General features: G+C 67.7%; 25 protein-coding genes. 8 read left to right on the forward strand and 17 right to left on the reverse strand.

Annotation, left to right across the window (positions count from 1 at the left end; all coding sequences use genetic code 11):
- The first annotated feature begins 60 nt into the window (after positions 1 to 60).
- The 6 genes from rplA to OG223_RS31380 all read left to right on the forward strand — a co-directional run bounded on the left by rplA (position 61) and on the right by OG223_RS31380 (position 11,368).
- Positions 61 to 786, forward strand: coding sequence for a 50S ribosomal protein L1 (gene rplA, locus OG223_RS31355; RefSeq protein ID WP_329255836.1), 726 nt, complete (start codon positions 61 to 63; stop codon positions 784 to 786).
- 155 nt (positions 787 to 941) lie between these two features.
- Entirely contained in the window at positions 942 to 1,883 is a 942-nt protein-coding gene (locus OG223_RS31360; protein ID WP_329255838.1) for a hypothetical protein, read from the forward strand.
- A gap of 366 nt (positions 1,884 to 2,249) precedes the next feature.
- Positions 2,250 to 2,780: a 50S ribosomal protein L10 gene (gene rplJ / locus OG223_RS31365; RefSeq protein WP_329255840.1), complete on the forward strand. Its 531-nt coding sequence runs from the start codon at positions 2,250 to 2,252 to the stop codon at positions 2,778 to 2,780.
- Between the two features lie 109 nt (positions 2,781 to 2,889).
- Positions 2,890 to 3,273, forward strand: coding sequence for a 50S ribosomal protein L7/L12 (rplL, locus tag OG223_RS31370; RefSeq protein ID WP_329255841.1), 384 nt, complete (start codon positions 2,890 to 2,892; stop codon positions 3,271 to 3,273).
- Positions 3,274 to 3,888: 615 nt separating this feature from the next.
- On the forward strand, positions 3,889 to 7,374 hold the full coding sequence (gene rpoB / locus OG223_RS31375; RefSeq protein WP_329255843.1) for a DNA-directed RNA polymerase subunit beta: 3,486 nt from the start codon (positions 3,889 to 3,891) through the stop codon (positions 7,372 to 7,374).
- 94 nt (positions 7,375 to 7,468) lie between these two features.
- A complete protein-coding gene (locus OG223_RS31380) occupies positions 7,469 to 11,368 on the forward strand; it encodes a DNA-directed RNA polymerase subunit beta' (protein WP_329255845.1) in 3,900 nt (1,299 codons plus the stop codon).
- A 62-nt stretch (positions 11,369 to 11,430) separates the two neighbouring features.
- Here the strand turns inward: OG223_RS31380 and OG223_RS31385 are convergent, their stop codons facing one another.
- The 13 genes from OG223_RS31385 to OG223_RS31445 all read right to left on the reverse strand — a co-directional run bounded on the left by OG223_RS31385 (position 11,431) and on the right by OG223_RS31445 (position 23,269).
- Entirely contained in the window at positions 11,431 to 11,685 is a 255-nt protein-coding gene (locus OG223_RS31385; protein ID WP_329255847.1) for a hypothetical protein, read from the reverse strand.
- Positions 11,682 to 11,906: a hypothetical protein gene (locus OG223_RS31390; protein ID WP_329255849.1), complete on the reverse strand. Its 225-nt coding sequence runs from the start codon at positions 11,904 to 11,906 to the stop codon at positions 11,682 to 11,684. The genes OG223_RS31385 and OG223_RS31390 overlap by 4 nt, the downstream gene beginning before the upstream one ends.
- Before the next feature lie 14 nt (positions 11,907 to 11,920).
- The gene (locus OG223_RS31395) at positions 11,921 to 12,796 is read right to left on the reverse strand and encodes a peptidoglycan-binding protein (RefSeq protein ID WP_329255851.1); all 876 of its coding nucleotides are present in this window, start codon (positions 12,794 to 12,796) and stop codon (positions 11,921 to 11,923) included.
- Positions 12,797 to 12,937: 141 nt separating this feature from the next.
- Positions 12,938 to 13,342, reverse strand: a complete 405-nt coding sequence (locus OG223_RS31400; RefSeq protein WP_329255853.1) for an ATP-binding protein — start codon at positions 13,340 to 13,342, stop codon at positions 12,938 to 12,940.
- Between the two features lie 18 nt (positions 13,343 to 13,360).
- A complete protein-coding gene (locus OG223_RS31405) occupies positions 13,361 to 14,056 on the reverse strand; it encodes a hypothetical protein (protein ID WP_329255855.1) in 696 nt (231 codons plus the stop codon).
- Positions 14,056 to 15,189, reverse strand: coding sequence for a hypothetical protein (locus OG223_RS31410; protein WP_329255857.1), 1,134 nt, complete (start codon positions 15,187 to 15,189; stop codon positions 14,056 to 14,058). Before OG223_RS31410 ends, OG223_RS31405 begins: the two co-directional genes overlap by 1 nt.
- On the reverse strand, positions 15,186 to 16,286 hold the full coding sequence (locus tag OG223_RS31415) for a hypothetical protein (protein ID WP_329255859.1): 1,101 nt from the start codon (positions 16,284 to 16,286) through the stop codon (positions 15,186 to 15,188). The genes OG223_RS31410 and OG223_RS31415 overlap by 4 nt, the downstream gene beginning before the upstream one ends.
- 52 nt (positions 16,287 to 16,338) lie before the next feature.
- Positions 16,339 to 17,535, reverse strand: a complete 1,197-nt coding sequence (locus OG223_RS31420; protein WP_329255861.1) for a hypothetical protein — start codon at positions 17,533 to 17,535, stop codon at positions 16,339 to 16,341.
- Positions 17,532 to 18,755, reverse strand: coding sequence for a hypothetical protein (locus tag OG223_RS31425; protein ID WP_329255863.1), 1,224 nt, complete (start codon positions 18,753 to 18,755; stop codon positions 17,532 to 17,534). Before OG223_RS31425 ends, OG223_RS31420 begins: the two co-directional genes overlap by 4 nt.
- Positions 18,756 to 19,104: 349 nt before the next feature.
- On the reverse strand, positions 19,105 to 20,037 hold the full coding sequence (locus OG223_RS31430; protein ID WP_329255865.1) for a phage distal tail protein: 933 nt from the start codon (positions 20,035 to 20,037) through the stop codon (positions 19,105 to 19,107).
- 35 nt (positions 20,038 to 20,072) lie between these two features.
- Positions 20,073 to 21,344 (reverse strand): tape-measure protein, encoded by a 1,272-nt coding sequence (locus tag OG223_RS31435; RefSeq protein ID WP_329255867.1) that lies wholly within the window; start codon positions 21,342 to 21,344, stop codon positions 20,073 to 20,075.
- Positions 21,341 to 22,537, reverse strand: a complete 1,197-nt coding sequence (locus OG223_RS31440) for a phage tail protein (protein WP_329255869.1) — start codon at positions 22,535 to 22,537, stop codon at positions 21,341 to 21,343. The genes OG223_RS31435 and OG223_RS31440 overlap by 4 nt, the downstream gene beginning before the upstream one ends.
- Before the next feature lie 21 nt (positions 22,538 to 22,558).
- Entirely contained in the window at positions 22,559 to 23,269 is a 711-nt protein-coding gene (locus OG223_RS31445) for a hypothetical protein (RefSeq protein WP_329255871.1), read from the reverse strand.
- A gap of 157 nt (positions 23,270 to 23,426) precedes the next feature.
- On the opposite strand from OG223_RS31445, the gene OG223_RS31450 reads away from it, so the two are divergent.
- A complete protein-coding gene (locus OG223_RS31450) occupies positions 23,427 to 23,618 on the forward strand; it encodes a hypothetical protein (protein WP_329255873.1) in 192 nt (63 codons plus the stop codon).
- 856 nt (positions 23,619 to 24,474) lie between these two features.
- On the opposite strand, the gene OG223_RS31455 is transcribed toward OG223_RS31450, so the two are convergent.
- The 3 genes from OG223_RS31455 to OG223_RS31465 all read right to left on the reverse strand — a co-directional run bounded on the left by OG223_RS31455 (position 24,475) and on the right by OG223_RS31465 (position 25,803).
- Entirely contained in the window at positions 24,475 to 24,624 is a 150-nt protein-coding gene (locus OG223_RS31455; RefSeq protein ID WP_329255875.1) for a hypothetical protein, read from the reverse strand.
- 109 nt (positions 24,625 to 24,733) lie between these two features.
- Complete coding sequence (locus OG223_RS31460) at positions 24,734 to 24,937, reverse strand: DUF397 domain-containing protein (protein WP_329255877.1); 204 nt, start codon at positions 24,935 to 24,937, stop codon at positions 24,734 to 24,736.
- A 14-nt stretch (positions 24,938 to 24,951) separates the two neighbouring features.
- Positions 24,952 to 25,803: a helix-turn-helix domain-containing protein gene (locus OG223_RS31465; RefSeq protein WP_329255878.1), complete on the reverse strand. Its 852-nt coding sequence runs from the start codon at positions 25,801 to 25,803 to the stop codon at positions 24,952 to 24,954.
- A gap of 158 nt (positions 25,804 to 25,961) precedes the next feature.
- Between OG223_RS31465 and OG223_RS31470 the strand changes: the two genes are divergently transcribed.
- Entirely contained in the window at positions 25,962 to 26,393 is a 432-nt protein-coding gene (locus OG223_RS31470) for an ATP-binding protein (protein ID WP_329255880.1), read from the forward strand.
- Between the two features lie 28 nt (positions 26,394 to 26,421).
- Here OG223_RS31470 and OG223_RS31475 read toward each other — a convergent pair whose 3' ends face one another.
- A complete protein-coding gene (locus tag OG223_RS31475; RefSeq protein WP_033279999.1) occupies positions 26,422 to 26,628 on the reverse strand; it encodes a hypothetical protein in 207 nt (68 codons plus the stop codon).
- Positions 26,629 to 26,906 lie beyond the last annotated feature (278 nt).

Here is a 26,906-nt window from a genome sequence, read left to right on the forward strand (position 1 = left end):
ACCGTGGCAGGGCCTGCTCGGCCCACACCACGACTCCTCAGAACACACACAGGAGCAGTAGTGAGCAAGCGCAGCAAGTCTCTCCGCGCTGCGGACGCCAAGATCGACCGGGACAAGCTCTACGCCCCGCTCGAGGCCGTCCGTCTCGCCAAGGAGACCTCCACCTCCAAGTTCGACGGCACCGTCGAGGTCGCCTTCCGTCTGGGTGTCGACCCGCGCAAGGCCGACCAGATGGTCCGTGGCACCGTGAACCTCCCGCACGGCACCGGCAAGACCGCCCGGGTCCTGGTCTTCGCGACCGGTGACCGTGCCGAGGCCGCGACCGCCGCGGGCGCCGACATCGTCGGCTCCGACGAACTCATCGACGAGGTCGCGAAGGGCCGGCTGGACTTCGACGCCGTCGTCGCCACCCCGGACCTCATGGGCAAGGTCGGCCGTCTCGGCCGCGTGCTCGGTCCCCGTGGTCTCATGCCGAACCCCAAGACCGGCACCGTGACGCCGGACGTGGTCAAGGCCGTCAACGAGATCAAGGGCGGCAAGATCGAGTTCCGCGTCGACAAGCACTCGAACCTGCACTTCATCATCGGCAAGTCGTCCTTCGACGACACCAAGCTGGTGGAGAACTACGGCGCGGCCCTGGACGAGATCCTCCGTCTGAAGCCGTCCGCCGCCAAGGGTCGCTACATCAAGAAGGCCGCGATCAGCACCACGATCGGCCCCGGCATTCCGCTCGACCCGAACCGCACCCGCAACCTCCTCGTCGAGGAGGACCCGGCCGCCGTCTGAGCTCCGCGCTCACCCCGGCAGCCGCGTCGCACGCGTCAGAATCGGACGAGCCCCGCAACCTTCGAGGTGCGGGGCTCGTCCCTTTTCGTACGGGGTGTCAGTGCGCTGCGCTAGCGTTTTGGGCAGGCACAGCAATCGCATAGGGGTGGGGACGAATGAAGAGCACGACCGTGCGCCGGATGGGCCTCTCGATCGCGGTGGCGACCGCGCTGGCCTCGGTGGCCGCCTGTGGTTCCTCGGGCTCCTCCGGGGGCTCCGGCAAGGACGACAAGGCCGCGGGGAAGGGCTCGACCCGGGTGAGCCCCATAGCGGCCCTGCGCAGCGCCGAGAAGTCCACCGACAAGGCGGACTCCGCGAAGATCGAGTCCTCCACCGTGATGGGCTCCCTGATGTCCATGGACGCCAAGGGCAGCCTCGGCTGGGGCGACGGCATCACCGGCACCCTCACGATGACGTACACCGGCGGCACCATGGCGCAGACGATGCGCGCGGCCGGCAGCACGTCGATGGAGGCCCGCTATCTGCCCGACGCCTACTACGCGAAGATGGGCGAGAAGTTCGCCGCGCAGGCGGGCGGCAAGCACTGGCTGAAGTACGCGTACGACGACCTGGCCAAGCTCGGCGGCAGCTCCGGCGCGTACCTCAAGGACCAGATGCAGAACTCCACGCCGAACCAGTCGGTGAAGCTCCTGCTCGCCTCCGGTGACGTCAAGAAGGTCGGTACGGAGTCGGTGCGCGGCCAGCAGACCACGCACTACTCGGGCACGGTGGACGTCGCCGACCTCGCCGCCAAGAACTCCAGCCTCACCGCGAGCCAGCTCGCCGGCCTCAAGAAGCAGCTCACCCAGGCCGGTGTCTCGACCGAGCAGGTCGACATCTGGGTCAACGCCCAGGACCTGCTGGTGAAGAAGGTCGAGAAGGGCGAGATGACCTCGGGCCGGTACACCCAGACCGCCTACTACAGCGACTACGGCGTGAAGGTCGACGCGACCGTGCCCCCGGCCGGCGACACCGAGGACTTCACGGCGCTGCTGAAGCAGCAGGGCCTGACACCGGGCAGCGGCGACACGGCGACGGGGTCCGGCACCAGTTCCTGAGGCTCCTTCAGGCTCCAACTCGCTTGAGGGGCAAGGGGATTCGGGAGGGGGCTTCTGTACGGGGTTCTGCGGGCCGTCGGGATCAAGGACGCCCAGGACTGCGCCGTACGGGCGGATTTGCTTGGGCGTGTGTGGGTCCCGTACTCTTCGGGAGAAGCCAAAGACCGCTGGTCGTTGCCGTGTGCTCGTAAGAGGGCGCGGTGACCGAAGGATCCGCTGAACAGTGGACGACCCGCGCAGGTGAACTGGATGTGCTCCCGGTGTGTCATTGCCGGTCGAGCTACGCCCCGTGCGCCTGCGCCGGGGCGTTTTGTTTGTCCCAGCCCCTTCTGAGCGGTCCTCATCACCCGGAAGGAGGCCACGCTCATGGCAAGGCCCGACAAGGCTGCCGCGGTAGCCGAGCTCGCGGACCAGTTCCGCGGCTCGAACGCCGCCGTGCTGACCGAGTACCGGGGTCTCACCGTGGCGCAGCTCAAGACGCTGCGTCGTTCGCTCGGTGAAGACGCCCAGTACGCCGTGGTGAAGAACACGCTGACCAAGATTGCGGCCAACGAGGCCGGGATCTCCACGCTCGACGACCTTTTCAACGGTCCGACGGCGGTCGCCTTCATCACCGGTGACCCGGTGGTGTCGGCGAAGGGTCTTCGTGACTTCGCCAAGGACAACCCGAACCTCGTCATCAAGGGCGGTGTCCTTGACGGCAAGGCGCTGTCCGCCGACGAGATCAAGAAGCTCGCGGACCTCGAGTCCCGCGAGGTTCTGCTCGCCAAGCTGGCGGGTGCCTTCAAGGGCAAGCAGACCCAGACTGCTCAGCTCTTCAAGGCGCTTCCCTCGAAGTTCGTCCGCACCGCGGAGGCGCTTCGTGCCAAGCAGGCCGAGCAGGGCGGTGCCGAGTAATTCGGCTCGCGCATTGACCGCCGCCCAGGCAGCGGTCGCAGCGGGCCGTTAGTACGCCCGCCTCACCCGTACATCCGGCACCAGCCGAATTAGTGGAAGGATCGCCCCCATGGCGACGAAGCTGTCCCAGGAAGAGCTGCTCGAGCAGTTCGAGTCCCTCACCCTCATCGAGCTCTCCGAGTTCGTGAAGGCGTTCGAGGAGAAGTTCGACGTCACCGCCGCCGCCGCGGTTGCCGCCGCCCCCGCCGGCCCGGCCGCTGCCGCCGAGGCCGTCGAGGAGCAGGACGAGTTCGACGTCATCCTCACGGGTGCCGGCGAGAAGAAGATCCAGGTCATCAAGGTCGTGCGTGAGCTGACCTCCCTGGGTCTGAAGGAGGCCAAGGACCTCGTGGACGGCGCTCCGAAGCCGGTCCTCGAGAAGGTCGCCAAGGACGCCGCCGAGAAGGCCGCCGAGTCCCTCAAGGGCGCCGGCGCCTCCGTCGAGGTCAAGTAACACCTTCGAGGCCTCTCAGGGCCTCAGCGCGCCGTAGCGGCCCTCACGGGGGCTGTAACGCGAGCGCACCGAAGAGCGATCATCCATCCGGGTGGTCGCTCTTCGGCGTATCCGAGGGTCGGCGCGCGACTGCCTTGCGCCAAGGGGTCCGCGGAGTATGGTGATCTTCGTCGTGCCCTCGAGGACCCCTGGTGGCAGGCTGCAACGTGACGATGGCAGCACCCGGTTTGGGCAAGAGAGGCCTTGACGAACCGCACGCAGCGCGCAATTCTCAGGACGCGTCGTCACAACGATCCGGATCCGAGGCATGGATCGGCGACGAAGAGGGCAGTATCAACGTGCATTGAGGGCGTGGGCTTGCGCAGGTGTCGAGAACAACGAGGGTCTCAAAAAACCCGCACTGGACATCAGTGTGCCTTGTGGCTACACTGACCCTTTGCGCTGCCTGTTAGCTGTCCCCTGCCCGTCACCAGGGGCATGCCCTCACTTGAGCATCGATGACCGGACCAACTCTGACCTGGCCTTTCCGGGCCGTCTCAGGAAGTCCATGTCTCTTTGCCCCTGCGAGGGGCCGGTACGCGCGTAGTGAGTCCGAGCCCTCGGAAGGACCCCCTCTTGGCCGCCTCGCGCACTGCCTCGACCGCGAATATGAACAACGGCGCCAGCACCGCCCCGCTGCGCATCTCCTTTGCAAAGATCAAGGAGCCCCTCGAGGTTCCCAACCTGCTCGCGTTGCAGACCGAGAGCTTCGACTGGCTGCTCGGCAACACCGCCTGGCAGAGTCGGGTCGAGGCGGCTCTGGAGTCGGGTCAGGACGTCCCCACCAAGTCCGGTCTGGAGGAGATCTTCGAGGAGATCTCTCCGATCGAGGACTTCTCCGGGTCGATGTCGCTGACCTTCCGCGACCACCGTTTCGAACCTCCCAAGAACAGCATCGACGAGTGCAAGGAGCGCGACTTCACGTACGCCGCCCCGCTCTTCGTGACCGCTGAGTTCACCAACAACGAGACCGGCGAGATCAAGTCCCAGACGGTCTTCATGGGCGACTTCCCGCTCATGACCAACAAGGGCACCTTCGTCATCAACGGCACCGAGCGTGTCGTCGTGTCGCAGCTCGTCCGTTCGCCCGGCGTCTACTTCGACTCCTCGATCGACAAGACGTCCGACAAGGACATCTTCTCCGCCAAGGTGATCCCCTCCCGGGGTGCCTGGCTGGAGATGGAGATCGACAAGCGCGACATGGTCGGTGTCCGCATCGACCGCAAGCGCAAGCAGTCCGTCACCGTCCTGCTCAAGGCTCTCGGTTGGACCACCGAGCAGATCCTGGAGGAGTTCGGCGAGTACGAGTCCATGCGCGCCACCCTGGAGAAGGACCACACCCAGGGCCAGGACGACGCGCTCCTCGACATCTACCGCAAGCTGCGTCCGGGCGAGCCCCCGACCCGCGAGGCCGCGCAGACGCTTCTGGAGAACCTCTACTTCAACCCGAAGCGCTACGACCTCGCCAAGGTCGGCCGGTACAAGGTCAACAAGAAGCTGGGCGGCGAAGCCCCGCTGGACGCCGGTGTGCTGACCGTCGAGGACATCATCTCGTCGATCAAGTACCTGGTGAAGCTGCACGCCGGCGAGACCGAGACCGTTGGCGACAACGGCACGACGATCGTCGTCGAGACCGACGACATCGACCACTTCGGCAACCGTCGTCTGCGCAACGTCGGCGAGCTCATCCAGAACCAGGTCCGTACGGGCCTGGCGCGTATGGAGCGAGTCGTCCGCGAGCGGATGACGACCCAGGACGTCGAGGCGATCACGCCGCAGACCCTGATCAACATCCGGCCGGTCGTCGCCTCCATCAAGGAGTTCTTCGGCACCAGCCAGCTCTCGCAGTTCATGGACCAGAACAACCCGCTGTCGGGTCTCACCCACAAGCGCCGTCTGTCGGCTCTTGGCCCGGGTGGTCTCTCCCGTGAGCGGGCCGGCTTCGAGGTCCGTGACGTGCACCCCTCGCACTACGGCCGCATGTGCCCGATCGAGACCCCTGAAGGCCCGAACATCGGCCTGATCGGCTCGCTCGCCTCCTACGGCCGGGTCAACGCGTTCGGTTTCGTCGAGACGCCGTACCGCCGGGTCACCGCCGGTGTCGTCACCGACGAGGTCGACTACCTGACGGCCGACGAAGAGGACCGATTCGTCATCGCGCAGGCCAACGCGCCGCTGAGCGAGGACTTCCGGTTCGAGGAGACCCGCGTCCTGGTCCGCCGTCGTGGCGGAGAGGTCGACTACGTCCCCGGTGACGACGTCGACTACATGGACGTCTCCCCGCGCCAGATGGTGTCCGTCGCGACCGCGATGATCCCCTTCCTGGAGCACGACGACGCCAACCGTGCCCTCATGGGCGCGAACATGATGCGTCAGGCCGTGCCCCTCATCAAGTCCGAGGCGCCGCTGGTCGGCACCGGCATGGAGTACCGCTGCGCGGTCGACGCCGGTGACGTCCTGAGGTCGGAGAAGGACGGTGTGGTCCAGGAGGTCTCCGCGGACTACATCACCACCGCCAACGACGACGGCACGTACACCACGTACCGCCTCGCGAAGTTCTCGCGCTCCAACCAGGGCACGTCCGTCAACCAGAAGGTTGTCGTGGACGAGGGCGCCCGGGTCGTCACCGGCCAGGTGCTGGCCGACGGTCCGGCGACCGAGAACGGCGAGATGGCGCTCGGCAAGAACCTGCTCGTCGCGTTCATGCCGTGGGAGGGTCACAACTACGAGGACGCGATCATCCTGTCGCAGCGCCTCGTGCAGGACGACGTCCTCTCCTCGATCCACATCGAGGAGCACGAGGTCGACGCCCGTGACACCAAGCTCGGCCCCGAGGAGATCACCCGGGACATCCCGAACGTCTCCGAGGAGGTCCTCGCCGACCTCGACGAGCGCGGCATCATCCGTATCGGTGCCGAGGTCATCGCCGGTGACATCCTCGTCGGCAAGGTCACGCCCAAGGGCGAGACCGAGCTGACCCCCGAGGAGCGCCTGCTCCGCGCGATCTTCGGTGAGAAGGCGCGCGAAGTGCGCGACACCTCGCTGAAGGTGCCGCACGGCGAGATCGGCAAGGTCATCGGCGTCCGCGTCTTCGACCGCGAGGAGGGCGACGAACTGCCGCCCGGCGTCAACCAGTTGGTCCGGGTGTATGTTGCGCAGAAGCGCAAGATCACCGACGGCGACAAGCTGGCCGGCCGCCACGGCAACAAGGGTGTTATTTCGAAGATCCTGCCCATCGAGGACATGCCGTTCCTCGAGGACGGAACTCCGGTCGACATCATCCTGAACCCGCTGGGTGTCCCGTCCCGAATGAACCCGGGACAGGTCCTGGAGATCCACCTCGGCTGGCTCGCCAGCCGCGGCTGGGACGTCTCCGGGCTCAGCGAGGACTGGGCGCGCCGCCTGCAGGTCATCGGCGCCGACCAGGTCGCCCCCGGCACCAACGTCGCGACCCCGGTCTTCGACGGTGCCCGCGAGGACGAGATCTCCGGTCTCTTCGAGGCCACGATCCCGAACCGCGACGGCGACCGGCTGGTCCAGGCCTCCGGAAAGGCCAACCTGTTCGACGGCCGCTCCGGCGAGCCGTTCCCGGAGCCGATCTCGATCGGCTACATGTACATCCTGAAGCTGCACCACCTGGTCGACGACAAGCTGCACGCCCGTTCGACCGGTCCGTACTCGATGATCACCCAGCAGCCGCTGGGTGGTAAGGCGCAGTTCGGTGGTCAGCGCTTCGGCGAGATGGAGGTGTGGGCGCTTGAGGCTTATGGCGCCGCGTACGCCCTCCAGGAACTGCTGACGATCAAGTCCGACGACGTCACCGGCCGCGTGAAGGTCTACGAGGCCATCGTCAAGGGCGAGAACATCCCCGAGCCCGGCATCCCCGAGTCCTTCAAGGTGCTCATCAAGGAGATGCAGTCGCTCTGCCTGAACGTGGAGGTGCTGTCCAGTGACGGTATGTCCATCGAGATGCGTGACACCGACGAGGATGTCTTCCGCGCAGCGGAGGAGCTCGGCATCGACCTGTCCCGGCGCGAGCCGAGCAGCGTCGAAGAGGTCTGACGGGAGTCCGGAGACCTGCGCCACGCAGGTCTCCGGCCCCAGGACCCCCGTATCAGACCCCAAGACTTACAACCCTGAGAGGGATTGACGCATAGTGCTCGACGTCAACTTCTTCGATGAGCTCCGGATCGGTCTGGCCACCGCTGACGACATCCGTCAGTGGAGCCACGGCGAGGTCAAGAAGCCTGAGACCATCAACTACCGCACGCTCAAGCCCGAAAAGGACGGACTCTTCTGCGAGAAGATCTTCGGTCCGACCCGGGACTGGGAGTGCTACTGCGGCAAGTACAAGCGCGTTCGCTTCAAGGGCATCATCTGTGAGCGCTGCGGCGTCGAGGTGACCCGCGCCAAGGTGCGCCGTGAGCGGATGGGCCACATCGAACTGGCCGCGCCCGTCACCCACATCTGGTACTTCAAGGGTGTCCCGTCGCGTCTGGGATACCTGCTCGACCTCGCCCCGAAGGACCTCGAGAAGGTCATCTACTTCGCGGCGTACATGATCACGTTCGTCGACGAAGAGCGCCGCACGCGTGACCTGCCCTCGCTGGAGGCGCATGTCTCCGTGGAGCGTCAGCAGGTCGAGAACCGGCGTGACTCCGACCTCGAGGCCCGCGCCAAGAAGCTCGAGACCGACCTGGCCGAGCTCGAGGCCGAGGGTGCCAAGGCCGATGTGCGCCGCAAGGTGCGCGAAGGTGCCGAGCGGGAGATGAAGCAACTGCGCGACCGTGCGCAGCGCGAGATCGACCGCCTGGACGAGGTGTGGACCCGGTTCAAGAACCTCAAGGTCCAGGACCTCGAAGGTGACGAGCTGCTCTACCGCGAGCTGCGTGACCGCTTCGGCACGTACTTCGACGGTTCGATGGGTGCCGCGGCGCTGCAGAAGCGCCTGGAGTCCTTCGACCTCGACGAGGAGGCAGAGCGCCTCCGCGAGATCATCCGTACCGGCAAGGGCCAGAAGAAGACCCGTGCGCTGAAGCGGCTGAAGGTCGTGTCTGCCTTCCTGCAGACCTCCAACAGCCCCAAGGGCATGGTCCTCGACTGCGTCCCGGTCATCCCGCCGGACCTTCGCCCGATGGTGCAGCTGGACGGTGGCCGCTTCGCGACCTCCGACCTGAACGACCTGTACCGCCGTGTGATCAACCGCAACAACCGCCTGAAGCGCCTTCTCGACCTCGGTGCCCCCGAGATCATCGTGAACAACGAGAAGCGCATGCTTCAGGAGGCCGTCGACGCGCTCTTCGACAACGGCCGTCGTGGCCGCCCGGTGACGGGCCCCGGCAACCGTCCGCTGAAGTCGCTGTCCGACATGCTCAAGGGCAAGCAGGGCCGCTTCCGTCAGAACCTGCTCGGCAAGCGTGTGGACTACTCCGCGCGTTCCGTGATCGTCGTCGGTCCGCAGCTCAAGCTGCACCAGTGCGGTCTGCCGAAGGCCATGGCGCTGGAGCTCTTCAAGCCGTTCGTGATGAAGCGCCTGGTGGACCTGAACCACGCGCAGAACATCAAGTCGGCCAAGCGCATGGTCGAGCGCGGCCGCACGGTCGTGTACGACGTGCTGGAAGAGGTCATCGCGGAGCACCCGGTTCTGCTGAACCGTGCGCCCACGCTGCACCGCCTCGGCATCCAGGCCTTCGAGCCGCAGCTCGTCGAGGGCAAGGCCATCCAGATCCACCCGCTCGTCTGCACCGCGTTCAACGCGGACTTCGACGGTGACCAGATGGCCGTCCACCTGCCGCTCTCCGCGGAGGCGCAGGCCGAGGCCCGCATCCTGATGCTGTCCTCGAACAACATCCTGAAGCCGGCCGACGGTCGTCCCGTCACCATGCCGACCCAGGACATGGTGCTGGGTCTGTTCTTCCTCACCACCGACGGTGAGCTCCGTGACGTCAAGGGCGAGGGCCGCGCGTTCGGCTCCACGGCCGAGGCGACCATGGCGTTCGACGGTGGCGAGCTGGCGCTCCAGTCGGCCGTCGACATCCGCTTCCCGGTGGGCACCATCCCGCCGCGTGGCTGGGTGCCGCCGGTCCGCGAGGAGGGCGAGCCCGAGTGGCAGCAGGGTGACACCTTCCGCCTCCGTACGACCCTGGGCCGCGCGCTCTTCAACGAGCTGCTGCCCGAGGACTACCCGTTCGTCGACTACTCGGTGGGCAAGAAGCAGCTCTCCGAGATCGTCAACGACCTGGCCGAGCGCTACCCCAAGGTCATCGTGGCGGCGACGCTCGACAACCTGAAGGCGGCCGGCTTCTTCTGGGCGACCCGTTCCGGTGTCACCGTGGCCGTCTCCGACATCGTCGTTCCCGAGGCGAAGAAGGAGATCGTCAAGGGCTACGAGGCGCAGGACGAGAAGGTCCAGAAGCAGTACGAGCGCGGTCTGATCACCAAGGAAGAGCGCACGCAGGAGCTCATCGCGATCTGGACCAAGGCGACCAACGAGGTTGCCGAGGCGATGAACGCGAACTTCCCGAAGACCAACCCCATCTTCATGATGGTCGACTCGGGTGCCCGAGGAAACATGATGCAGATGCGTCAGATCGCGGGTATGCGTGGTCTGGTGTCGAACGCCAAGAACGAGACGATTCCCCGTCCCATCAAGGCGTCCTTCCGTGAAGGCCTGTCCGTGCTGGAGTACTTCATCTCCACCCACGGTGCCCGTAAGGGTCTGGCCGACACCGCCCTCCGTACCGCCGACTCGGGTTACCTCACCCGTCGTCTGGTCGACGTCTCCCAGGACGTCATCATCCGCGAGGAGGACTGCGGTACCGACCGCGGCCTCAAGCTGCACATCGCGGAGCGCGGCGCGGACGGTGTCCTGCGCATGGCCGACAACGTCGAGACCAGCGTGTACGCCCGTGCGCTGGCCGAGGACATCACCGTCGACGGCAAGGTGCTGGCCCCGGCCAACACCGACCTCGGCGACGTCCTCATCGACGAGCTGGTCAAGCACGGCATCGAGACGGTCAAGACCCGCTCGGTCCTGACCTGCGAGTCCGCCGTCGGCACCTGCGCCATGTGCTACGGCCGTTCGCTGGCCACCGGCAAGCTGGTCGACATCGGTGAGGCGGTCGGCATCATCGCCGCCCAGTCCATCGGTGAGCCCGGCACGCAGCTCACGATGCGTACCTTCCACACCGGTGGTGTGGCCGGTGACGACATCACCCAGGGTCTGCCCCGTGTCGTCGAGCTCTTCGAGGCTCGTACGCCGAAGGGTGTCGCCCCGATCTCCGAGGCCCAGGGCCGCGTGCGGATCGAGGAGACCGAGAAGACCAAGAAGATCGTCGTCACCCCGGACGACGGCAGCGACGAGACGGCGTTCCCGATCTCGAAGCGTGCCCGTCTCCTGGTCAGCGAGGGCGAGCACGTCGAGGTGGGCCAGAAGCTCACCGTGGGTGCCACCAACCCGCACGACGTGCTGCGCATCCTGGGTCAGCGTGCCGTCCAGGTCCACCTGGTCGGCGAGGTCCAGAGGGTCTACAACTCGCAGGGTGTGTCGATCCACGACAAGCACATCGAGATCATCATCCGGCAGATGCTCCGCCGCGTGACGATCATCGAGTCCGGCGACGCCGAGCTGCTGCCCGGCGAGCTGGTCGAGCGTTCGCGCTTCGAGCAGGAGAACCGTCGTGTGGTGCAGGAGGGCGGTCACCCGGCCTCCGGTCGTCCGCAGCTCATGGGTATCACCAAGGCCTCGCTGGCCACGGAGTCCTGGCTGTCGGCGGCGTCCTTCCAGGAGACGACCAGGGTTCTGACGGACGCGGCGATCAACGCCAAGTCCGACTCCCTGATCGGCCTCAAGGAGAACGTCATCATCGGTAAGCTCATCCCGGCCGGTACGGGCCTGTCCCGCTACCGCAACATCCGGGTCGAGCCGACCGAGGAAGCCAAGGCCGCGATGTACTCGGCCGTCGGCTACGACGACATCGACTACTCGCCGTTCGGCACGGGCTCCGGCCAGGCCGTCCCGCTGGAGGACTACGACTACGGTCCGTACAACCAGTGAGTAGCTGAAACGAGTTGAAGGGCGGCACCCCGTACGTACGGGGTGCCGCCCTTCGGCGTTTCTCAGTGCGGTGTCAGCTCCCAGGCCGTCACGACGACGGTCGCGATGGCGGCGAGGGCGCCGATGCTGGCGAGCGGCCAGCGCGACCGCTCCAGCGCGTCCAGGCGCTGCTCATGGTCCGCGAGCTGTTTGTCGGTCTGGTCGCTGCGCTGGACCAGCAGCGCGAGCGAGCCGTCGACCCGGGCGAAGCCGGCCTCGACGGTGCCACGCAGGCGTTCCAGTTCGAGTGCGACGTCGCGCTGTTCCGGGGGCGTCATCCGTCACCCCCGGTGTCCGTGCGCAGCCAGCTCGGCAGCAGGGCCTGTACGGCGGGCAGAGCCATCACCCGGGTCACTCCGGCGGCGACGGCCAGGGCTCCGGCCACCCAGGGGATCGTCTCGGGGACGCCGGCGGCGTCGACGACCGTCGGCAGCAGGACGCACAGGCCGACAGCGGTTTGCAGAACGGTACGGAGGGTTCGCTTGGCGGCCTCTGACATGGGGGCGTCCTTCCTCAGGAGCTGTACGGGACCTTCAGCGCGGCCCATGAGGTGGCGCCGGGCCAGCCGTCGGCGGCGGTGCCGGTGTAGCCGAGCTTGCGTTGCCACTTGGCGTAGGAGGCCTTGTCGGCGGCGGTCCACTGGGGGCCGGGGCCAGAGGTGTACGCCGAGCAGCCGAGGGCGACCAGCCGCTTGCCCATCGCCGTGACGATCGCCGACCTGGGGTTCTTCTTGAACCAGTCGGCGCCGGGGAAGGGCTGGTAGGCGGGCGGCTCGGTCGGGCTTGTGGTGGTCTTCGTGCCCAGGCGCGTCGCGACCCGGGTGCGGAAGTCCGCCATGGTGAAGCCGCGTGGGTCGATCTTGGTGTTCGTCCACTCCTTGTGGCCGATGACGGAGTGGGCGTTCCAGTCGTGTGCGCGGCACAGGGCGGCCGAGGCGCGGACCATCGCGTCCAACTGGGCGGCGGGCCAAGGGTCCTTGCCGTCGCCGAGGTTGACGCACTCGAAGCCGTAGAAGTGGACGTTGCCGTCCGTGTTGTTCTGGTTCGGGGCGGGGAGGGTCGCGCTCTGGGCGATGACTGCCTTCAGTACGTCGCCGTCGCCGCTGCCCGCGTGGTTGGCTCGGCCGTTGCCGACCAGGTGGACCGTGCCGTCCTTGGCGATGACTCCGTGGCAGAGGGGGCCGGGGAGTTCTGAGTGGCCGTTGAAGCAGAGGTTGACCGAGGCGGTGGTGCCGGTGGTCACGGTGTGGTGGATGACGACGCCGTTCACTGGGCCCCAACTGCCCTTGGTGTTGCGGTTGTTGGTGCGCCAGCCGGGGTGTTCGATCACTGTGACGCCCTCGGCTTTGAGGGCTTTGATCAGGGCGTCCGGGGAGAGGGGTGTGGCCATGGGGTGCCTTTTCGGTCGGGAGATGGGCATGAAAAAACCCGGGCCGGGGGTGGGGGCTCGGGTTGTGTGCGGAGTGCGGGTGGGTGGGGGCTGGTCGCGCCCACGCGGCGGTAGCCGCATATTCGATACAGCCTCGCGCCCCTAAGAGGCGACTTCGTCGCCTGAACCGTCGCCGGAACCGCCGTCCCCCGGCGTCCACTTGGCGCTCAACGCCGTATAAGCCGCCGTGTTGTCCACGAAGTTGGCCAGGGCTGCAGCGACCACGCTCTGGATCGCTGTCTGGTCGGGGACGACCATGGCTGTGCCGATGGGCATGATCGTGGTGCGGGCGCTGCCGCGGATGGCGGAGCCGTTGGCGCCGGTTTCGGTGAACTGGGCGGCCACTGTCACGGGGGCGTAGGTGCCGCTGACCGAGTCGGGGGCGATGATGCTGTTGTAGCTGGAGTCGGAGACGTTGACGTAGATCGTGTGGCCGGCCTCGGTGATGGTGGCTCGGCCTGCGAAGTCGATGGCCAGGCCCCAGGGTTGGGTCGTGTCGATGTCCATAAGTGGTGGTGTCCCTTCTCAGGTCTGGCGGCCGTACATCAGGATCGGGTTGGCGTAGACCGTGCCGGAGGCGCTGGTGACCTGGGCCTGGACCTCGACCTTGAGCTGGGTGCCGTAGACCGAGCCGAAGTCGGAGCTGATCGGGGCCTCGTAGATGAAGTCCGTGCCGGCGGCGACCGTGCTGCCCCACTGGGCGCCGTTGACGAGGACCTGGACGGAGCCGGTGGCGCCGGAGCTGGCGCGGGTGTTCATGACCAGGCGCATCTTCGGCTGCCAGACGACGTTGTAGGACATCGCGATCGTCGTCATCGTCGTCAGCGAGGTCTGCGGCCAGCGGGCCGTGTTCGAGTCCTGTGGTGGCAGCATGTTCAGCCAGGGGCGGGCCAGGCCGCCGGTGTTGATGTCGTCGGAGACGATCTCGCGCTCCGCCTTGTCGTAGAGGCGCAGCGGTTGCAGGGAGCCGGCGGTGCCGTCGCCGTTGTACATGCTCAGCGCCAACTGGCCGGTCTGGCGGCGGAGTTCGACGCGGTACTCGTTGGTGCCGGGCCACTTGCCGACCTTGAAGACCGGCGAGCCGGACGACGGGCCGACCTCCAGGGTGCCGCCCGTGACCGTGTTGAGGGCGGGGCGGGTGTTCACGGCGGTGGAGAGCTGCTGGATGCGGCGTTCCATCTGAGTGAGCCGGTCGATGATGTCTTCGGGGAGCTGGGGCATCAGACCTCCTCCAGGTAGAGGTCGGCGGTGTCGGGGCGGCCGCGCTGGGCGGGGCTGACCTTGACGCCGATGATCCGGTAGCGGGTGTCGAGGTCCTCGGCGTACCACTCGTCGGTGATCCGGATGCGGACCGTGCGGCCGATCAGCGCGGCCGGGACCAGGTCGTCGAGGCGCACGCTGATCTCGGGGATCACCACCGCGCCGGTGGCCGCGGCCAGTTCGGTGCGGGCGAGCGCGGTCAGGGTGGCCGTGTCGGTGATGTCGTTGTGGTCCGAGGTCAGGTCGATGCGGGGGTAACCCGCTTGTCCGATCAGGTCGTTGGCCACCGCGACCGTGGAGCACAGGGGGCGGGACTCGCTGGCCTGGTCCGTGTTGGTGGAGGCGCCTCGGGCGCGGTCCGTGGTGCCGCCGCGGGTCGCGTCGCGCGGGAAGGAGTACGACAGGATCGTGCCCGGCCGGTCCATCACCAGGTCGGTGGCGCCGGTGAGGATCTTCGGGCTGCCGAGCCGGAGGCGGCGTACCCGGGCTCCGGTGGTCGGGTCGGTGTACACCGAGATGTAGTGCTCGAAGCCGTTCTCCAGCGCGGCCAGGGCGTCCAGCGCGTCGAGATAGACCGTCTCGTCGCCGTCGCGGTAGCTCGCCGCGCGGGTCACCCCGGAGGTCTCGGTGCCGTAGCTGACGCCGATGTCGCCGCCTGGGAGCGCGGTCTGGAGGTCCGTCCACAGGGCGCGGGCCACGTCCAACTGGTCGCCGGTCAGGGCCAGTTCGTAGTCGGGGTCGTATTCGGGCGTGGTCGCCCGGATCAGGCGGCGGCTCGCGTACGACTCGAAGGTCGCCGCCTGGATGCCGAGGGTGAGGACGCCCTGGTCGTCGCTCTGCAGGGTGCTCGTCCAGACGATGCCGCCCCACCACAGGTCGCTGCCGCGCTGGAGGTAGACCGAGGTGCGGCCCTCCTCGATACGGCGGACCCGGGCGGCCATCGCCGTGTCCGGGACGGGGATGGTGCCGGAGAGCGAGCCGGCCTTGCCGATGTAGTCGTCGACGGTGACATCCCGTAGGGGGAGGATGTCGATCGTCCTGTCGGTGCGCAGATCGCAGAAGATCGCCCGGTAGGGCGTGTTGACGGTCGTCATGCGGCGGCCTCGTAGGTCGCCGAGCCGAAGATGGTGTGGCCGCTCGCCCAGGTCCACGGGGTGAGGGAGTCCACTCCGCCGGTGTTGGTGAGGGCGACGGCGGTGCCCTGGCCCGAGGCGGTGACGAGTTCGAAGGCCCCGGTGGTGGTGGGGTAGAGCCGGGCCATGACGCGGTTGCCGGCGGTGTTGGCCGACATCTCCGCGAAGCCGATCGACATACGGGTCGCGGCCGCGGCGACCGGCAGCGAGAAGCGCCAGTTGTCGCCGGTGGTGGGGCTGGTGCCGAAGGAGGTGGTGGTGCCGAAGACGATCTGGAAGTTCAGGTGCACGGTCGTGCCGAACTTCACGTACCGGCAGCTCAGGCTCGCGTTGCCGAAGGACGGGGTCGCCGATCCGGTGTTCGTGGTCCACGCCGGGGTCCAGTTCTGCCAGGTCGGCAGGACCGGGTAGTCGGCCCAGGCGGTGCCGCTCCAGCGCTGCAGCTGGCCGTTCAGGTCGCGGTACTGGCCGGGATAGGAGCCGTTGGCGGTGTCCGTGGTGATCGGGAGGATGCCGCCGACGCCGACCGTGGCGGTGCGCCGGCCGGTGAGACCGGTGGTCCACGGGATGCCGCCGGTGCCCGAACTCGTACCGGCCGGCACGGTGACCTCGAACAGCGGGAGCGAGACGTCCGGGGGCGTGGGTACGGCCGGGGTGGCCGACGGGGTGCCCTTCACGATCTCCATGACTGCCTCGGTGCGGCCCGAGCCGTCGTAGACGTCGTCGTAGATCCGCAGGACGAGCAGGTCGATCCGGCCGTACTGGGCGTCGCCGTCCGCGAAGGTCACGTTCTCGAACTCGGTCAGCGCGATCGGGTAGGCGCCCCGGCTGTCGGTGGACTGCACGATCGCGCGGCCGGGGCTGACGGTGCCGCTCATGGTGCCGGTGGTGCCGGTCAGGGTGAAGCCGTTGATGCGGTACAGGCCGGTGGCCGACCCCGGCAGGATGCCGGAGCGGGTCTGGACGGCCGAGGTCGGGGTGAGGGCGCCGAGGGAGATGAGCCTGGTGTCCTCGCGGGACTGGCCGTCCGGGGACAGCCAGCCGGAGCGTATGGCCATGGTTGAACTCCTTTGGGAGGGAGGGGGGTTGGGGGAGCGTCTCCGCGCGCAGTCAGGCGACCGGGTCTGCGCGGAGGTAGATCGTGTCGAACCAGCCGGGGACCGTGGAGGACGAGGATCGGTGCATGGCGGTGATCGTGTAAGTCGAGCCGACGGCAAGGGAGTTGAGCCGCAACTGGGTCGAGACCGACCGGGGGTAGGCGCCCGAGCCGGACGCGGCCCGTTCGTCGTCCGCCGCCCACACCACCGTGGTGCCCAGGGTGACCTGCGGGGACATGTGAGCGGTTGTGGTCTCACTGCTCGTCGTGTAGACGCGTGCGCCTACGCCGATGATCACCGAACCGGACGGCGGGGCCGTGAAGTTGAGGGTCAGGGCGGTGACGGCGCTGTCCGTGAGCGCGGCCGTGTACGTCGTCGACGTGGTGTAACCCGCGTCCAGCGACTGCGCGAACACCGGGCCGGGGACGGCGGGTTGCCAGGCGGTGCCGTTCCAGCGCTGGAGCTGTCCGGCGGAGGTGTCCCGGTACTGGCCTGTGTAGCCGCCGGTGCTCAGCACGCCTGCCGGGGCGATACCGCCGATCGCCTTCGGATACGGCACCCAGGCCGTTCCGCTCCAGCGCTGGAGGGAGTTGGAGTTGTCGCTGTCCTGGTACTGGCCGGGGTAACTGCCCGCCACCGCACCGTTGTTGTACACCGGGAGGATCCCGCCGGCCGAGACCAGCGTGGTCCGCAGGTCCGTGTTCGCGGTGGCCCACGGGATGCCACCGGTGCCCGCGCTCGCTCCGGCCGGGACGGAGACCTGGAACAGGAGCAGGGCCAGGGTGGGGACGGCCGGTGCGGTGGGTACGGCGGCGGGGGTGCCCTGGACTGTCTCGACCACGGCCTCGGTGCGGCCGGAGCCGTCGGCCTCGTCGTCGTAGATGCGCAGCACTACCAGGTCTATACGGCTGTACTGGGCGTCGCCGTCCGCGAACGTCACCGTGATGTTCTCGTCGACGGCGACCGGGTAGGCGCCCTGCGCGGCGGTTCCCTGGATGACGGCCCTGCCGGGTTGGACGACCGCGGTCATCGTGCCCGTCGTGCCGCTCATCCACAGGCCGCCCACCCGGTACAGCCCGTCGTAGGTGCCCGGCAGGACGCCGGAGCGGGTCTCCAGCGGGCCGGACGGGGTGGTCGCGCCGAGCGCGGTGAGGCGGGTGTCCGACCGGCTCTGGCCGTCCGGTGACAGCCATCCGCAACGAACGGTCATGACGCGGATTCGTACGTGCCGTGGATCGACAGCACGTCGCCGGTGCCCCAGACGACCGGGTCCGACTTGTCCCAGATGCTGCCGTTGACCGCGAGGGTGTCGCGCAGCGAGCGGACGTAGCCGGTGGTGCCCGTCACCGCGAGCAGGCCGCTGCCCTGGTAGAACAGGTTGGCCGACGAGTCGAAGTACTCCGCGTTCAGGACCCGCCCGTCCAGCTTCCACGTGGGGGTGCCGACCGGGGCGACCGGCAGGCGGAACGTCCAGTTGGCGTTGACGTCCTGGGCGGTCAGGTTCGTCGTCGAACCGATCTTCAGATAGATCCGGACGTGTACGACCGTTCCCAGCTTCGTGTACGACCCCGCCAGCGTGCCGTTGCCGATCACGGGTGCGGTGCCGGTCTCGGCGCCCCACACCGGGGTGTAGTCGGTCCAGGTCGGCGACGGCAGGTAGCTCACCCAGGTCGTGCCGTTCCAGCGTTGCAGGACCCCGGCGGAGGTGTCCCGGTACTGGCCCGTGTAGCTCGCGGTGGTGACCGCGCCGGCCGGGGCGATGCCGCCCAGCGCGCTCGGGTACGACACCCACGCCGAGCCGTCCCAGCGCTGGAGCGCGCCGCCGGAGTCGCGGAACTGGCCCGGGTAGGCGCCGGTGCCGGTCTCGCCGTACGCGGGCAGGATGCCGCCGATCGCGACGACGGGGGTGCGCAGGTCGGTGACGTCGGTGCTCCAGTTGATGCCGCCCTTGCCGGCGCTCATGCCGGCGGCGACCCTGACCTGGTAGATCGCGAGGCCGGTGCCGGGGACCAAGGGGGCGGTCGGGGTGGCTGCCGGGGTGCCCTTGACGATCTCCAGGGCGGCCTTCGTCTGGCCGGAGTTGTCGTAGAGGGAGTCGTAGATCCTGAGGACGACCAGGTCGATGCGGGGGTTGGTCGCGTCGCCGTCGGCGAAGGCCAGGGGGGCCGGTTCGGGGAGGGTGACCGGGTAGGCGCCCCGGGTGGCGCCGGCCGCGATGACGGCGCGGCCCTCGTGGACGGTCGCCGTCATCGCGCCCGAGGCGCCCTCCATCCAGAAGCCGGACATGCGGTTGAGGCCGTCGTAGGAGCCCGGGAGGATGCCGGAGCGGACTTCGAGGGGGTTGGCGGGGGTGGTCGCGCCCAGTTGGGTCAGCCGGGTGTCCTCGCGGGTCTGGCCGGTCTCGGCCACCCATGAGCTGCGGAGGTTCATGTACGGGTCTCCTGTGGTGGGGCGGGGTGGGGTGGGAGTGGGGGTGCTGTGGGGGCGCCCGCTGGTGGTGCGTGGGTCGGGGTCGTGGCGGTACGGCGAGCCCGCCGCAGGTTGCGCCCCTCTGGGGTTGCCACAGTCGAACGGGTGGGGACCAGGTACGCGGCGGGCTGCGCCGTACCGCCACGACCCGCTCCCGTTGAGATGGCGGCTGCGGGTCGTGGTCCATCCCGCTCCATCCCGGTCTGTTCCAGGCGGGGGTAAGGGGGGTGCAGTTCACCCGCCACCGACCCGCCCTCGGCACGGTGTACGTCTTGGACCCGGACCAGCCGGTGACGTCACCGTCACGGGATCACCAGTCGGCCGAGCGCCAGCGCACCGAGAGCTGTGCGCCCGTGTCGTAGGTGTCGGGGCGGAACGCCAGCTCGGCTCGGCCCGGTTCGAAGGCGAAGAGTTCTTCCGGGCTGCTGTCCGCTGCCGCGGTGTGGCGGCGGGAGGCCGTGGAGTTGAGGGTGACTGTGCCGGCCGCTGTGTCCACGACCAGTTCGTCGCCGGTCGCCAGTCCGATCTCGTAGCGCAGGCGTCGGCCCGAAGTCCGGTCCGTGACCGTGGGGTTGGTGCACGGGCCGGTGAAGGTCAGGATCGGGTGGGTGGGTGCCGAACCGGAGTTGTCCGCGCCCACGTCACCCGTGGACGAGGCCTGGCCCCAGTACAGCGGCCAGGTCAGCGGCCAGGTGAGGCCGCTCTCCGGCTGCGGGGCGCCGGTGACGGCCGTCTGCTCGTCGACCGTGTAGCGGCGGGGGTCGGTGGCGTACCACTGCACGGATGCCTTGGAGACGCCCTGGGTGGTGTACGTCCGGTCCGCTGCGAGGACGCGCTGGCTGACCCGGGCTCGGACGGCCAGGGTCTCGCCGTGCAGCCGTACCGCCAGCCAGCGCTCCGAGTCGCCTAGCAGCAGGGCCTGGCGCAGGGCGCGCATCGCGGAGAGGGAGGACGCGGTGTCGTCGCTCGTCGGTACGGTCCACACCGAGCCGCCCACCTTGCGGGGCTTCGCGTAGCGCGCGCCCGGCCAGGCGCCGTGCGCGGTCGGGTGGTCGGCGTCCGTCGTGTCGTAGTCCGGCAGGTCCTCCCAGCCGGTCAGGCCGTCACTGCCGATCTCGTACGGCGTACCGGGGCCGAGCAGCAGTCCGGCCCACTGCATCTGCCCGTCGCGGGTGATGAGTGAGCCGGGGGGTACGTCGTCGGTGGTGAGTGTGGTGAGTGTGGTGGATGTCTGATCGGCCATTTGGGCCTCACCTCGCAGTCAGGGTGCGTGCCGTTTCATGCGCGGGCGTGGGCGGAGGCCAGGAAGAGGAGGTCGGCCGCGGTGCCGTGGGCGCCGGTGCCGTTGCTCTCGTGGAACTCCTGGATGCGGTGGGCGGGTTGGGGCCGCGTGCGGCTTCTGCGGGACAGGGCGCGCCGGCGGTCCAGGGCGGTGAGGGACAGGACCTTGCCGGTGCGTGCGCCGGGTACCGCGATGCCGCCCTCCGCGAGCATCGGGATCTTGCTCAGGTGCACGCCGAACTTCTTGCCGAGGATGCTGAAGCTGATTTTGTTCAGGCCGTCGATCACCCAGTTCGCGAAGGCGACCAGGCCCTCGATGGGTCCCTTTACGACTCCGGCTACGGTCTGTGCGCCGGTCGTGACGAACTGGCCCATCGCGCGCAGGGTGTTGGCGGTGGCGTCCTTGATCCGGGTGAAGCCGCGGGGGATCTCCTTGGTGATCCAGTTCAGGGCCGGCTTGACGGCGTTCTTGAAGCCGCTCCAGATCGCGGACACCCTGCCGCTCAGGGCGCGGGTGTCGCCGGTGGTCAGTGCTCTGGCGGCGGCGAAGCCGGTGTTGATGACCGTGCCCAGGACGGAGAGGGTGGTGGTGATGAGGGTGAGGTAGCCGGTGACGTAGGTGTTCACCGCGCCGGCGATCAGTTTGAGGATCGGGCCGAGGATCGTGAGGTAGCTCTGGACGTACTTCAGGATCAGCGTGGCCAGTTGGTCCATCAGGCGTTGGCCGGTCTCGGAGTTCAGGGCGATGTCCAGCAGCCAGCCCGCCAGCGGGAGGAGCAGGCCTGCCACGAAACCGATCGGGTTGGCTCGGGTGAGGGCGTTGACGACGATCATCACGCCGGAGCCGATGGTCATGGCCGTGCCGAAGGTGTCGAGGAGGCCGCCCAGGACACCGGAGGCTGCGATGAGGGTGCCGACGACGGCGAAGACTCCGCCCAGGCCTGTGGTGAGTCTGCCGAGGGATTTTCCGGCGGACCTGCCCCTGGTGGCGGTGGACTTGATGCCGGACGTGGCGGTGGTGGCGGTCTGGGCGGTTCTGGTGACGGAGCGGGCGGTGGTGTCGGCGTTCGTCTTGATCTGTTGTACGGCGGTGGTGGTCTGGGCGGCACCGGGGGCGAGGCGGTCGATGCCGGCGATGGCGTCCTTGAAGCGGCCGGTGACCGAACGCAGGGTGGTGACACTCTGCTCGGCCCGGGACCTCAGGGACTTGACGGCGGGCAGCAGACCCCCGACCGGGTTGGCCGGAACAGCGCCGAGTGCGGCACTCATCCGCGTGCCTTCGCCAGGAACATCAGCGCGTCGGCGGTGCGCTGCGGGCTGCTGGTCTCGGCCGCGTAGTAGTGCTCGATGTGCAGTGCGCTGCCGTCGGTGGCGGACATTCCCGCGTACGCCCGGCCCCGCGAGGCCGCTGCCTTGAGGAGTCGGTCGAGCTTGCTGAGGGGCAAGACGGCCTCTGCCTCGCCGGCCTCGGCCAGGAGCGCGGGGACACCGCCGGAGCGGGGCATGACGACACCGCCGGTGGCCAGTGCGGGGATCCTCGGCAGGCTGACGCCGAAGGTCTTGCCGCCGACCATCGGGACCCAGCCGGGGATGGAGACGTGGATGCCGTTGAGGGCGCCGATCGCGCGGTTGATGAGACCGATGACCGCGTTGATCGGGTCGCGGACCGCGCCCCTGATGCCGTCGAAGGCCCGGCCTGCGATGCCCTTCAGGCCGCCCCAGATGCTGGACAGGCGGTCCTTCACGGCCCGGAAGGCCTCCGGGATCGCGGACTTGACCCAGTTGACGACCGGCGAGATGACGGCCTTGATGCCCTTCCAGACGTTCGAGACGACCGTGCTGATCGCCTTCAGGACGCCGGTGATGATCGACTTCCATACGTTGACGTAGGTCCTGATGACCGTGGCGACGGCCTTGACGATGTTCGTGATCGCCGTCTTGATGCCGCTCCAGACCGACTTGATCAGTTTGCCGGCGTTCTTCATGATCGGCTCGATGGCCTTCATGACGCTGCTGATCACGGCCTTGATGACCTCGAAAGCCTGCTTCAGGACCTTCTGCATGGTCTTCGAGTTGGTCACCATGTCGATGACCTTGTCGATGAGCGGTTGGAGCAGGCTCATGAGCAGGCCGAAGAAGTTGCCCTTCATCGACTTGTTCATCTTGTCCTGGCCCTTGGCCGCCTTGCCTGCCCCGGTTTCGTACTTACCGAGGTTCGTGCCGGCGCTGGAACCGGTCTTGCCGGCCTTGCCGATGGACGTCTCCGCCTTGTCCGAGGCGGACTTGAGGTCCTTCAGCTCCTTCTCGGAGTCCTGCGCCGCCGACTTGAGGCCCTTGAGCTGAGTGCCTCCTTTCTGCCCGGCGCTGCCCAGGTCCTTCGCGGCCGTGCCTGCTCCGGAGGCCTTCGTCTTGAAGTCCTGGAGGGAATCCGATGCCTTCTTCAGTGAACTGACGAGGCTCATGTTGTGTCTCCTCGACGTGGGTCAGTTTGCGGTTCCGGCCAGGGCGCGCAATTCCGTGTTGAGATTGCGGACGGAGGTGGCGAGGGTGTCGACGGACTGGTGCTGCTTGGCCGCGCTCTCCAGCTTTTTGGCGGCGGAGGCCATCTTCCGCATGGCGCTGGGGGTGGCGAGTCCGCGCACCTTGTCGCGGTAGGTGCCGACCTCGGTGTTGAGGTGGCCCATCGCTTCCTTGACGGCGTTGATCTGTTCGACCGAAGGCAGGCGCGGTGACTGGGCGTCCGTCTGCTGCTCCGGCTGAAGTCCCCATTTACCATTCTCGGCCCGGCCGAAGGACATTCGTATCCGTTCGTCCTCCGGAATCACGGCTCCGAAGAGGCCGGCCTGCCGCGTGCGTCCCGTGTACGAGAGGGTCAGTTCTTTGATTTTCGCCACGATGCCGGCGACGATCCCGACGGCAGCGATAAAGGCGGTGACGGAAAGGATAATCTTGGCAAAGAGATCCTCACCCTTGAGGACGGCGAGGAATTCCTTTACCGGAGACATGTCCTTGAGGATGTCCTGCCATGTCTGTGGTTCGTCTTCCTTCTTTCCTCCGTTCTGGATTGCTGTCTTGAGGTCGGCGATCTTCTGGTCGAAGTGCCCGGTAGTTACAGAGGACTTCGAATTTTCGTCGATCTTCTGCTCAACGTCCGTCAGTTTGTCGTACACCGCATCCGTGGTGTGCTGTCCCATGTGTTGACTTCCTTTCGGTGGCTGCGTATCCCCGAAGCGTCACTAATGCTCCCAAATAGGGCGGGCGTGAAGATGTCGCCACGTGATCCACTCTTGTTCAAGTTCCCGGACCTTCGGTATTCTTCAACGGGCTCAATCGGAGGAGTGGGGGAGAAAAATGAAGCTCTGGTACTTCTTTATTTCCGTGGGATTCTTGGCGATTTCGGCGACTTCCTTCTTTGTTTCGTTCTCGTTGTGGGAGAGTGCGCGGAGGGTCTCGACGATTGAGTCGAAGCCCAAGCGTGTTGCGCTGTGGGCTGGGGTCGGTGTGGTTTTCCTGGTGCTCGCCGTATTTGTTCTTACGCTTTGATTGGTGAAAGTGATCCAGGGCATTCGTTCTTCAGATCGCGGTGCCGACCAAGCTGCCCGGCGACTTCAGTGCGGTGGTGAGCGCCCGCAGTCGCTGAGTTGTCCCGCGAACCCGGGTACCCGTTGATCGGTCACGCGGAGGGGGAGTTGTCGTGCGAATTCTGTACTGGTTCATTGGGGCCGGATTCATTGTGCTTGCGTTTATCTGTTTCGTGGTCTCCGTGACCATCTGGAATACGGCGCGAACTGATCCGGAATACCCGCGGAAGCCCAAACATGTGGCCGCGTGGGCCTGTGGTGGGCTCGCAAGCCTGGCGCTCATGGTGCTGTTCTACTCACTGTGAGGCGGGACGGCTGCTGAGATTGGGGACGCGCCGAAGCCTCAAGCGCCGCTGGACTTCGAAAACCGCTGTGGATGTGACGGGTCGGCGTGATGGCGTTCTGGGCACCGGGTTCGTGCGCGTCGGGCTTGTGGGCTCTGGTCAGCGAGCGTGAGTGGGCAGGGGGCGCACGTTGATCGACCATGGTCCGTCGGAGCGGGCAAGGACGGGACAGGGGGCGGGTGGTGGTGCCTCGCCCTGTCGGGGACCGACGTGGTTGGCCGGTTCGGGCGAGGAACCCGTGGCTGTCCGGCTCGAAGATGTCGACGGGGAAATAGCCGCCGTCGGGTGAGTGCGGGTCATCTTCGTAGGAGAGGTCGGTGATCGCCGGTCCGCCCTCGTAGCGCAGTACGTCCGAGGCTGGGCGCCGTGCGTGGCCGTCCAGAGACAGGGCGACGGGCGGCGAGGCCGTCTTGATCGTCCAGGGGCCGTCCGCTTCGACGCGCGGCGCGACTACGGGGCGGTCGTCGGCGTTGATCAGGAGCGGCAGGCGAACGGGCCGTCGGTGTAACCGAGTTGGCTGCCGTTGCGCAGTGTCTCGTTCAGGGTGTCCACGACGAAGTGCCTGGTCCCGTGGTGCGTGATGGCGAGGATGACCGGGTCCGTGCCGGTGGCCGGTTGCGCCACTGTGGTGACGGCTCGGGAGGGTCGCTGGTCTTGAGGACTGCGGTAGCCGGTACGGCAGTTGCTGGGACCGCTTGCGATGCCGTGTTGGTGCGGTTGAACCACTTCACGGCTACTCCTGAGGTTCCCCTCGCAGCGGAGTTGCTCCCAGGGCGCCGGTGAACTCCGACCATGCCGCGCGGCTCACGGCGGCCCAGGGCAGTTCCGGGTGCTTTGAGTCGCGGAGGGCGATGCGGGGGCCGGCCGTCGCCATCTCGACGCAGTTGTTGGCGGACGCCTCGGAGTACGAGGACTTGATCCACTTCAACTCGGGCACGGCGGCTCTTCCTCTTACAGCTCTTTGATGATGTCGAGGATGGCGTCCCTCGACTGGCTGCGATTCAACGCTACTTGTTCGACCGCGTCCATACGGCGCCGGAAGTTGGCCAGTTGGGCGGGGGCGTCGAAGAAGACGGCCCCGGTGGGTGAGTCCACCTGGACCGTGTCCAGGTGGGGACTGTCGGCCGCCACGTAGAGCACGGAGTCGCCTGCCATGGGGAACCCGCCCGCGCTGAACGGGATCACGAGGAGCGTGACGTTGTCCCGCTCGCTCTCCGAGAGCAGGTGGGTGAGCTGTGTGCGGGCCACCTGCCGGCCGCCCACCTGCATGCGGAGCGCGGTCTCGTGAATCACGCCCTGGTAGGGCACCGCGGGCTCCTTGGTGATCACCGCGTGGCGGGCGAGGCGTTGGGCGATGCGCAGTTCCACCTCCAGGCGCGGCAGCGCCGGGATGAACAGGTCGAAGAGCGCGCGTGCGTGGTCCTCGACCTGGAACATGCCCGGCAGATGGGCGGTCTGGAGCGTGCGCAGCGACACCGCGTGGTGCTCCAGTTCGGCCAGGTCCAGGAAGTCGGGCGGCACCTTGCCCCGGTACTCGTCCCACCAGCCTCCGCTGCGCCCACCCGTCATCGAGGCCAGCGCGTCGATCAGCGTCGGGTCGTCGCACTCGTAGATGGCGGCCAGACGCCGCAGGCGTTGCTCGCTGATGCCGAAGCGGCCGGCTTCCGTGTTGGAGATCGTGGTGCGGTCCGTGCCGAGGAGTTCGGCGGCTCGCGGTGCGGACATGCCGGTGGCTTCCCGCAGCCGTCGTAGCTCGGCGCCGAAACGGCGTTGCCGGACTGTCGGGGCCTGCCTCGGTGCCATGTCGTCCTCTCCTCGCTCGCGCACAGTGTGCCCACCGGTGTCGGGCCCGTCCATCGAACACCAAAATTTAACCTGTTGGGGTTAACTTGGTCTCACGGGTTGGAAATCGCCGCTACGGTGTCGCTCAAGCCACTCATCGACTCCCCGCGAGGTGAACGATGGATCTCCCTCCCTTCAACACCACCCCCACCCGCGTCGGTTGGGACACCTCCGCCCTCGACCCCCTCCGCCCCGTCGCCGAGGCCCGGCACCGCACCCGCGTATGGCTTCAAGAGCACTGGAAACTGGGCGAGTTGGCCGACTCCGTCGAGCTCGCCGTGGGGGAGCTGTGCACGAATGCCGTACGGCACGGGGGTGGGCTCGCGGGGCTGGAGCTGACGCTCGGGGTCGGGCGGCAGTTCGCTCCGCCGTTTCTGCGGGTGATGGTGACCGACCACGCCCCCGCGCTGGTGCCCGAACTGCCCGCGTGCGCCGACCTGTTGGACGAGGGCGGGCGGGGGCTGCGGCTCGTCGAGGCGTTGGCGCGGCGGTGGGGGTGGCACCGTACGGGGTTCGACGAGAAGCAGGTGTGGTGCACGTTCACCGTGTGAGCGGTGAGCGGTAGGCGGCGAGCGGTGCTTACGGCCGGCCCCCGCGCCCCCGCCCCGCCTCCGTCAGCGCGTCCGTCCAACCCGCCGCGTACGCCCGCGACTCCCGCGTGAGCAACTCCTCGTACAGCCGGTCGAGCAGGGCCGTGCGGTCGGGGGCCGGGGAGTGCAGGAGGTGGGCGAGGCGGGTGTAGGTGTCGATCGGCTGCTGCGGGGAGTGACTCGTGCCAGTCGCCATGTCGTCGTCCTGCTTTCCTGTCTGTCCGCTCGGCTGGTGGTACAGGTGGCGCTCCCGAGGCGTCCGAAGCGTCTGTTCGAACTAGTGTACGAGTAATCCTGGGGTGCCGTTCCGTGTTTGCCGAAGACCGTCGCCCGCTCAGCGGTCCGGACCTGCGGTGATGTGGGGTGCGGTGGCAGTTGTGCCAGGTTGGTGAAGTAGGATCCGGCCGTTCTCCCGTCGGTGAATGAAAGGTGAATTACCAGGCCCGGTGAGGCATTTGAGGGCCTGTCTACGAC

Origin of the sequence: Streptomyces sp. NBC_01478 (genome assembly GCF_036227225.1) — a bacterium.
Classification (GTDB): domain Bacteria; phylum Actinomycetota; class Actinomycetes; order Streptomycetales; family Streptomycetaceae; genus Streptomyces.

Coding starts and splice junctions, on each gene's coding strand:
- OG223_RS31360 (WP_329255838.1), top strand. CDS start 942: ATGAAGAGCACGACCGTGCGCCGGATGGGCCTCTCGATCGCGGTGGCG.
- rplJ (WP_329255840.1), top strand. CDS start 2,250: ATGGCAAGGCCCGACAAGGCTGCCGCGGTAGCCGAGCTCGCGGACCAG.
- rplL (WP_329255841.1), top strand. CDS start 2,890: ATGGCGACGAAGCTGTCCCAGGAAGAGCTGCTCGAGCAGTTCGAGTCC.
- OG223_RS31385 (WP_329255847.1), bottom strand. CDS start 11,685: ATGACGCCCCCGGAACAGCGCGACGTCGCACTCGAACTGGAACGCCTG.
- OG223_RS31390 (WP_329255849.1), bottom strand. CDS start 11,906: ATGTCAGAGGCCGCCAAGCGAACCCTCCGTACCGTTCTGCAAACCGCT.
- OG223_RS31395 (WP_329255851.1), bottom strand. CDS start 12,796: ATGGCCACACCCCTCTCCCCGGACGCCCTGATCAAAGCCCTCAAAGCC.
- OG223_RS31400 (WP_329255853.1), bottom strand. CDS start 13,342: ATGGACATCGACACGACCCAACCCTGGGGCCTGGCCATCGACTTCGCA.
- OG223_RS31405 (WP_329255855.1), bottom strand. CDS start 14,056: ATGCCCCAGCTCCCCGAAGACATCATCGACCGGCTCACTCAGATGGAA.
- OG223_RS31410 (WP_329255857.1), bottom strand. CDS start 15,189: ATGACGACCGTCAACACGCCCTACCGGGCGATCTTCTGCGATCTGCGC.
- OG223_RS31415 (WP_329255859.1), bottom strand. CDS start 16,286: ATGGCCATACGCTCCGGCTGGCTGTCCCCGGACGGCCAGTCCCGCGAG.
- OG223_RS31420 (WP_329255861.1), bottom strand. CDS start 17,535: ATGACCGTTCGTTGCGGATGGCTGTCACCGGACGGCCAGAGCCGGTCG.
- OG223_RS31425 (WP_329255863.1), bottom strand. CDS start 18,755: ATGAACCTCCGCAGCTCATGGGTGGCCGAGACCGGCCAGACCCGCGAG.
- OG223_RS31430 (WP_329255865.1), bottom strand. CDS start 20,037: ATGGCCGATCAGACATCCACCACACTCACCACACTCACCACCGACGAC.
- OG223_RS31435 (WP_329255867.1), bottom strand. CDS start 21,344: ATGAGTGCCGCACTCGGCGCTGTTCCGGCCAACCCGGTCGGGGGTCTG.
- OG223_RS31440 (WP_329255869.1), bottom strand. CDS start 22,537: ATGAGCCTCGTCAGTTCACTGAAGAAGGCATCGGATTCCCTCCAGGAC.
- OG223_RS31445 (WP_329255871.1), bottom strand. CDS start 23,269: ATGGGACAGCACACCACGGATGCGGTGTACGACAAACTGACGGACGTT.
- OG223_RS31450 (WP_329255873.1), top strand. CDS start 23,427: ATGAAGCTCTGGTACTTCTTTATTTCCGTGGGATTCTTGGCGATTTCG.
- OG223_RS31465 (WP_329255878.1), bottom strand. CDS start 25,803: ATGGCACCGAGGCAGGCCCCGACAGTCCGGCAACGCCGTTTCGGCGCC.
- OG223_RS31470 (WP_329255880.1), top strand. CDS start 25,962: ATGGATCTCCCTCCCTTCAACACCACCCCCACCCGCGTCGGTTGGGAC.
- OG223_RS31475 (WP_033279999.1), bottom strand. CDS start 26,628: ATGGCGACTGGCACGAGTCACTCCCCGCAGCAGCCGATCGACACCTAC.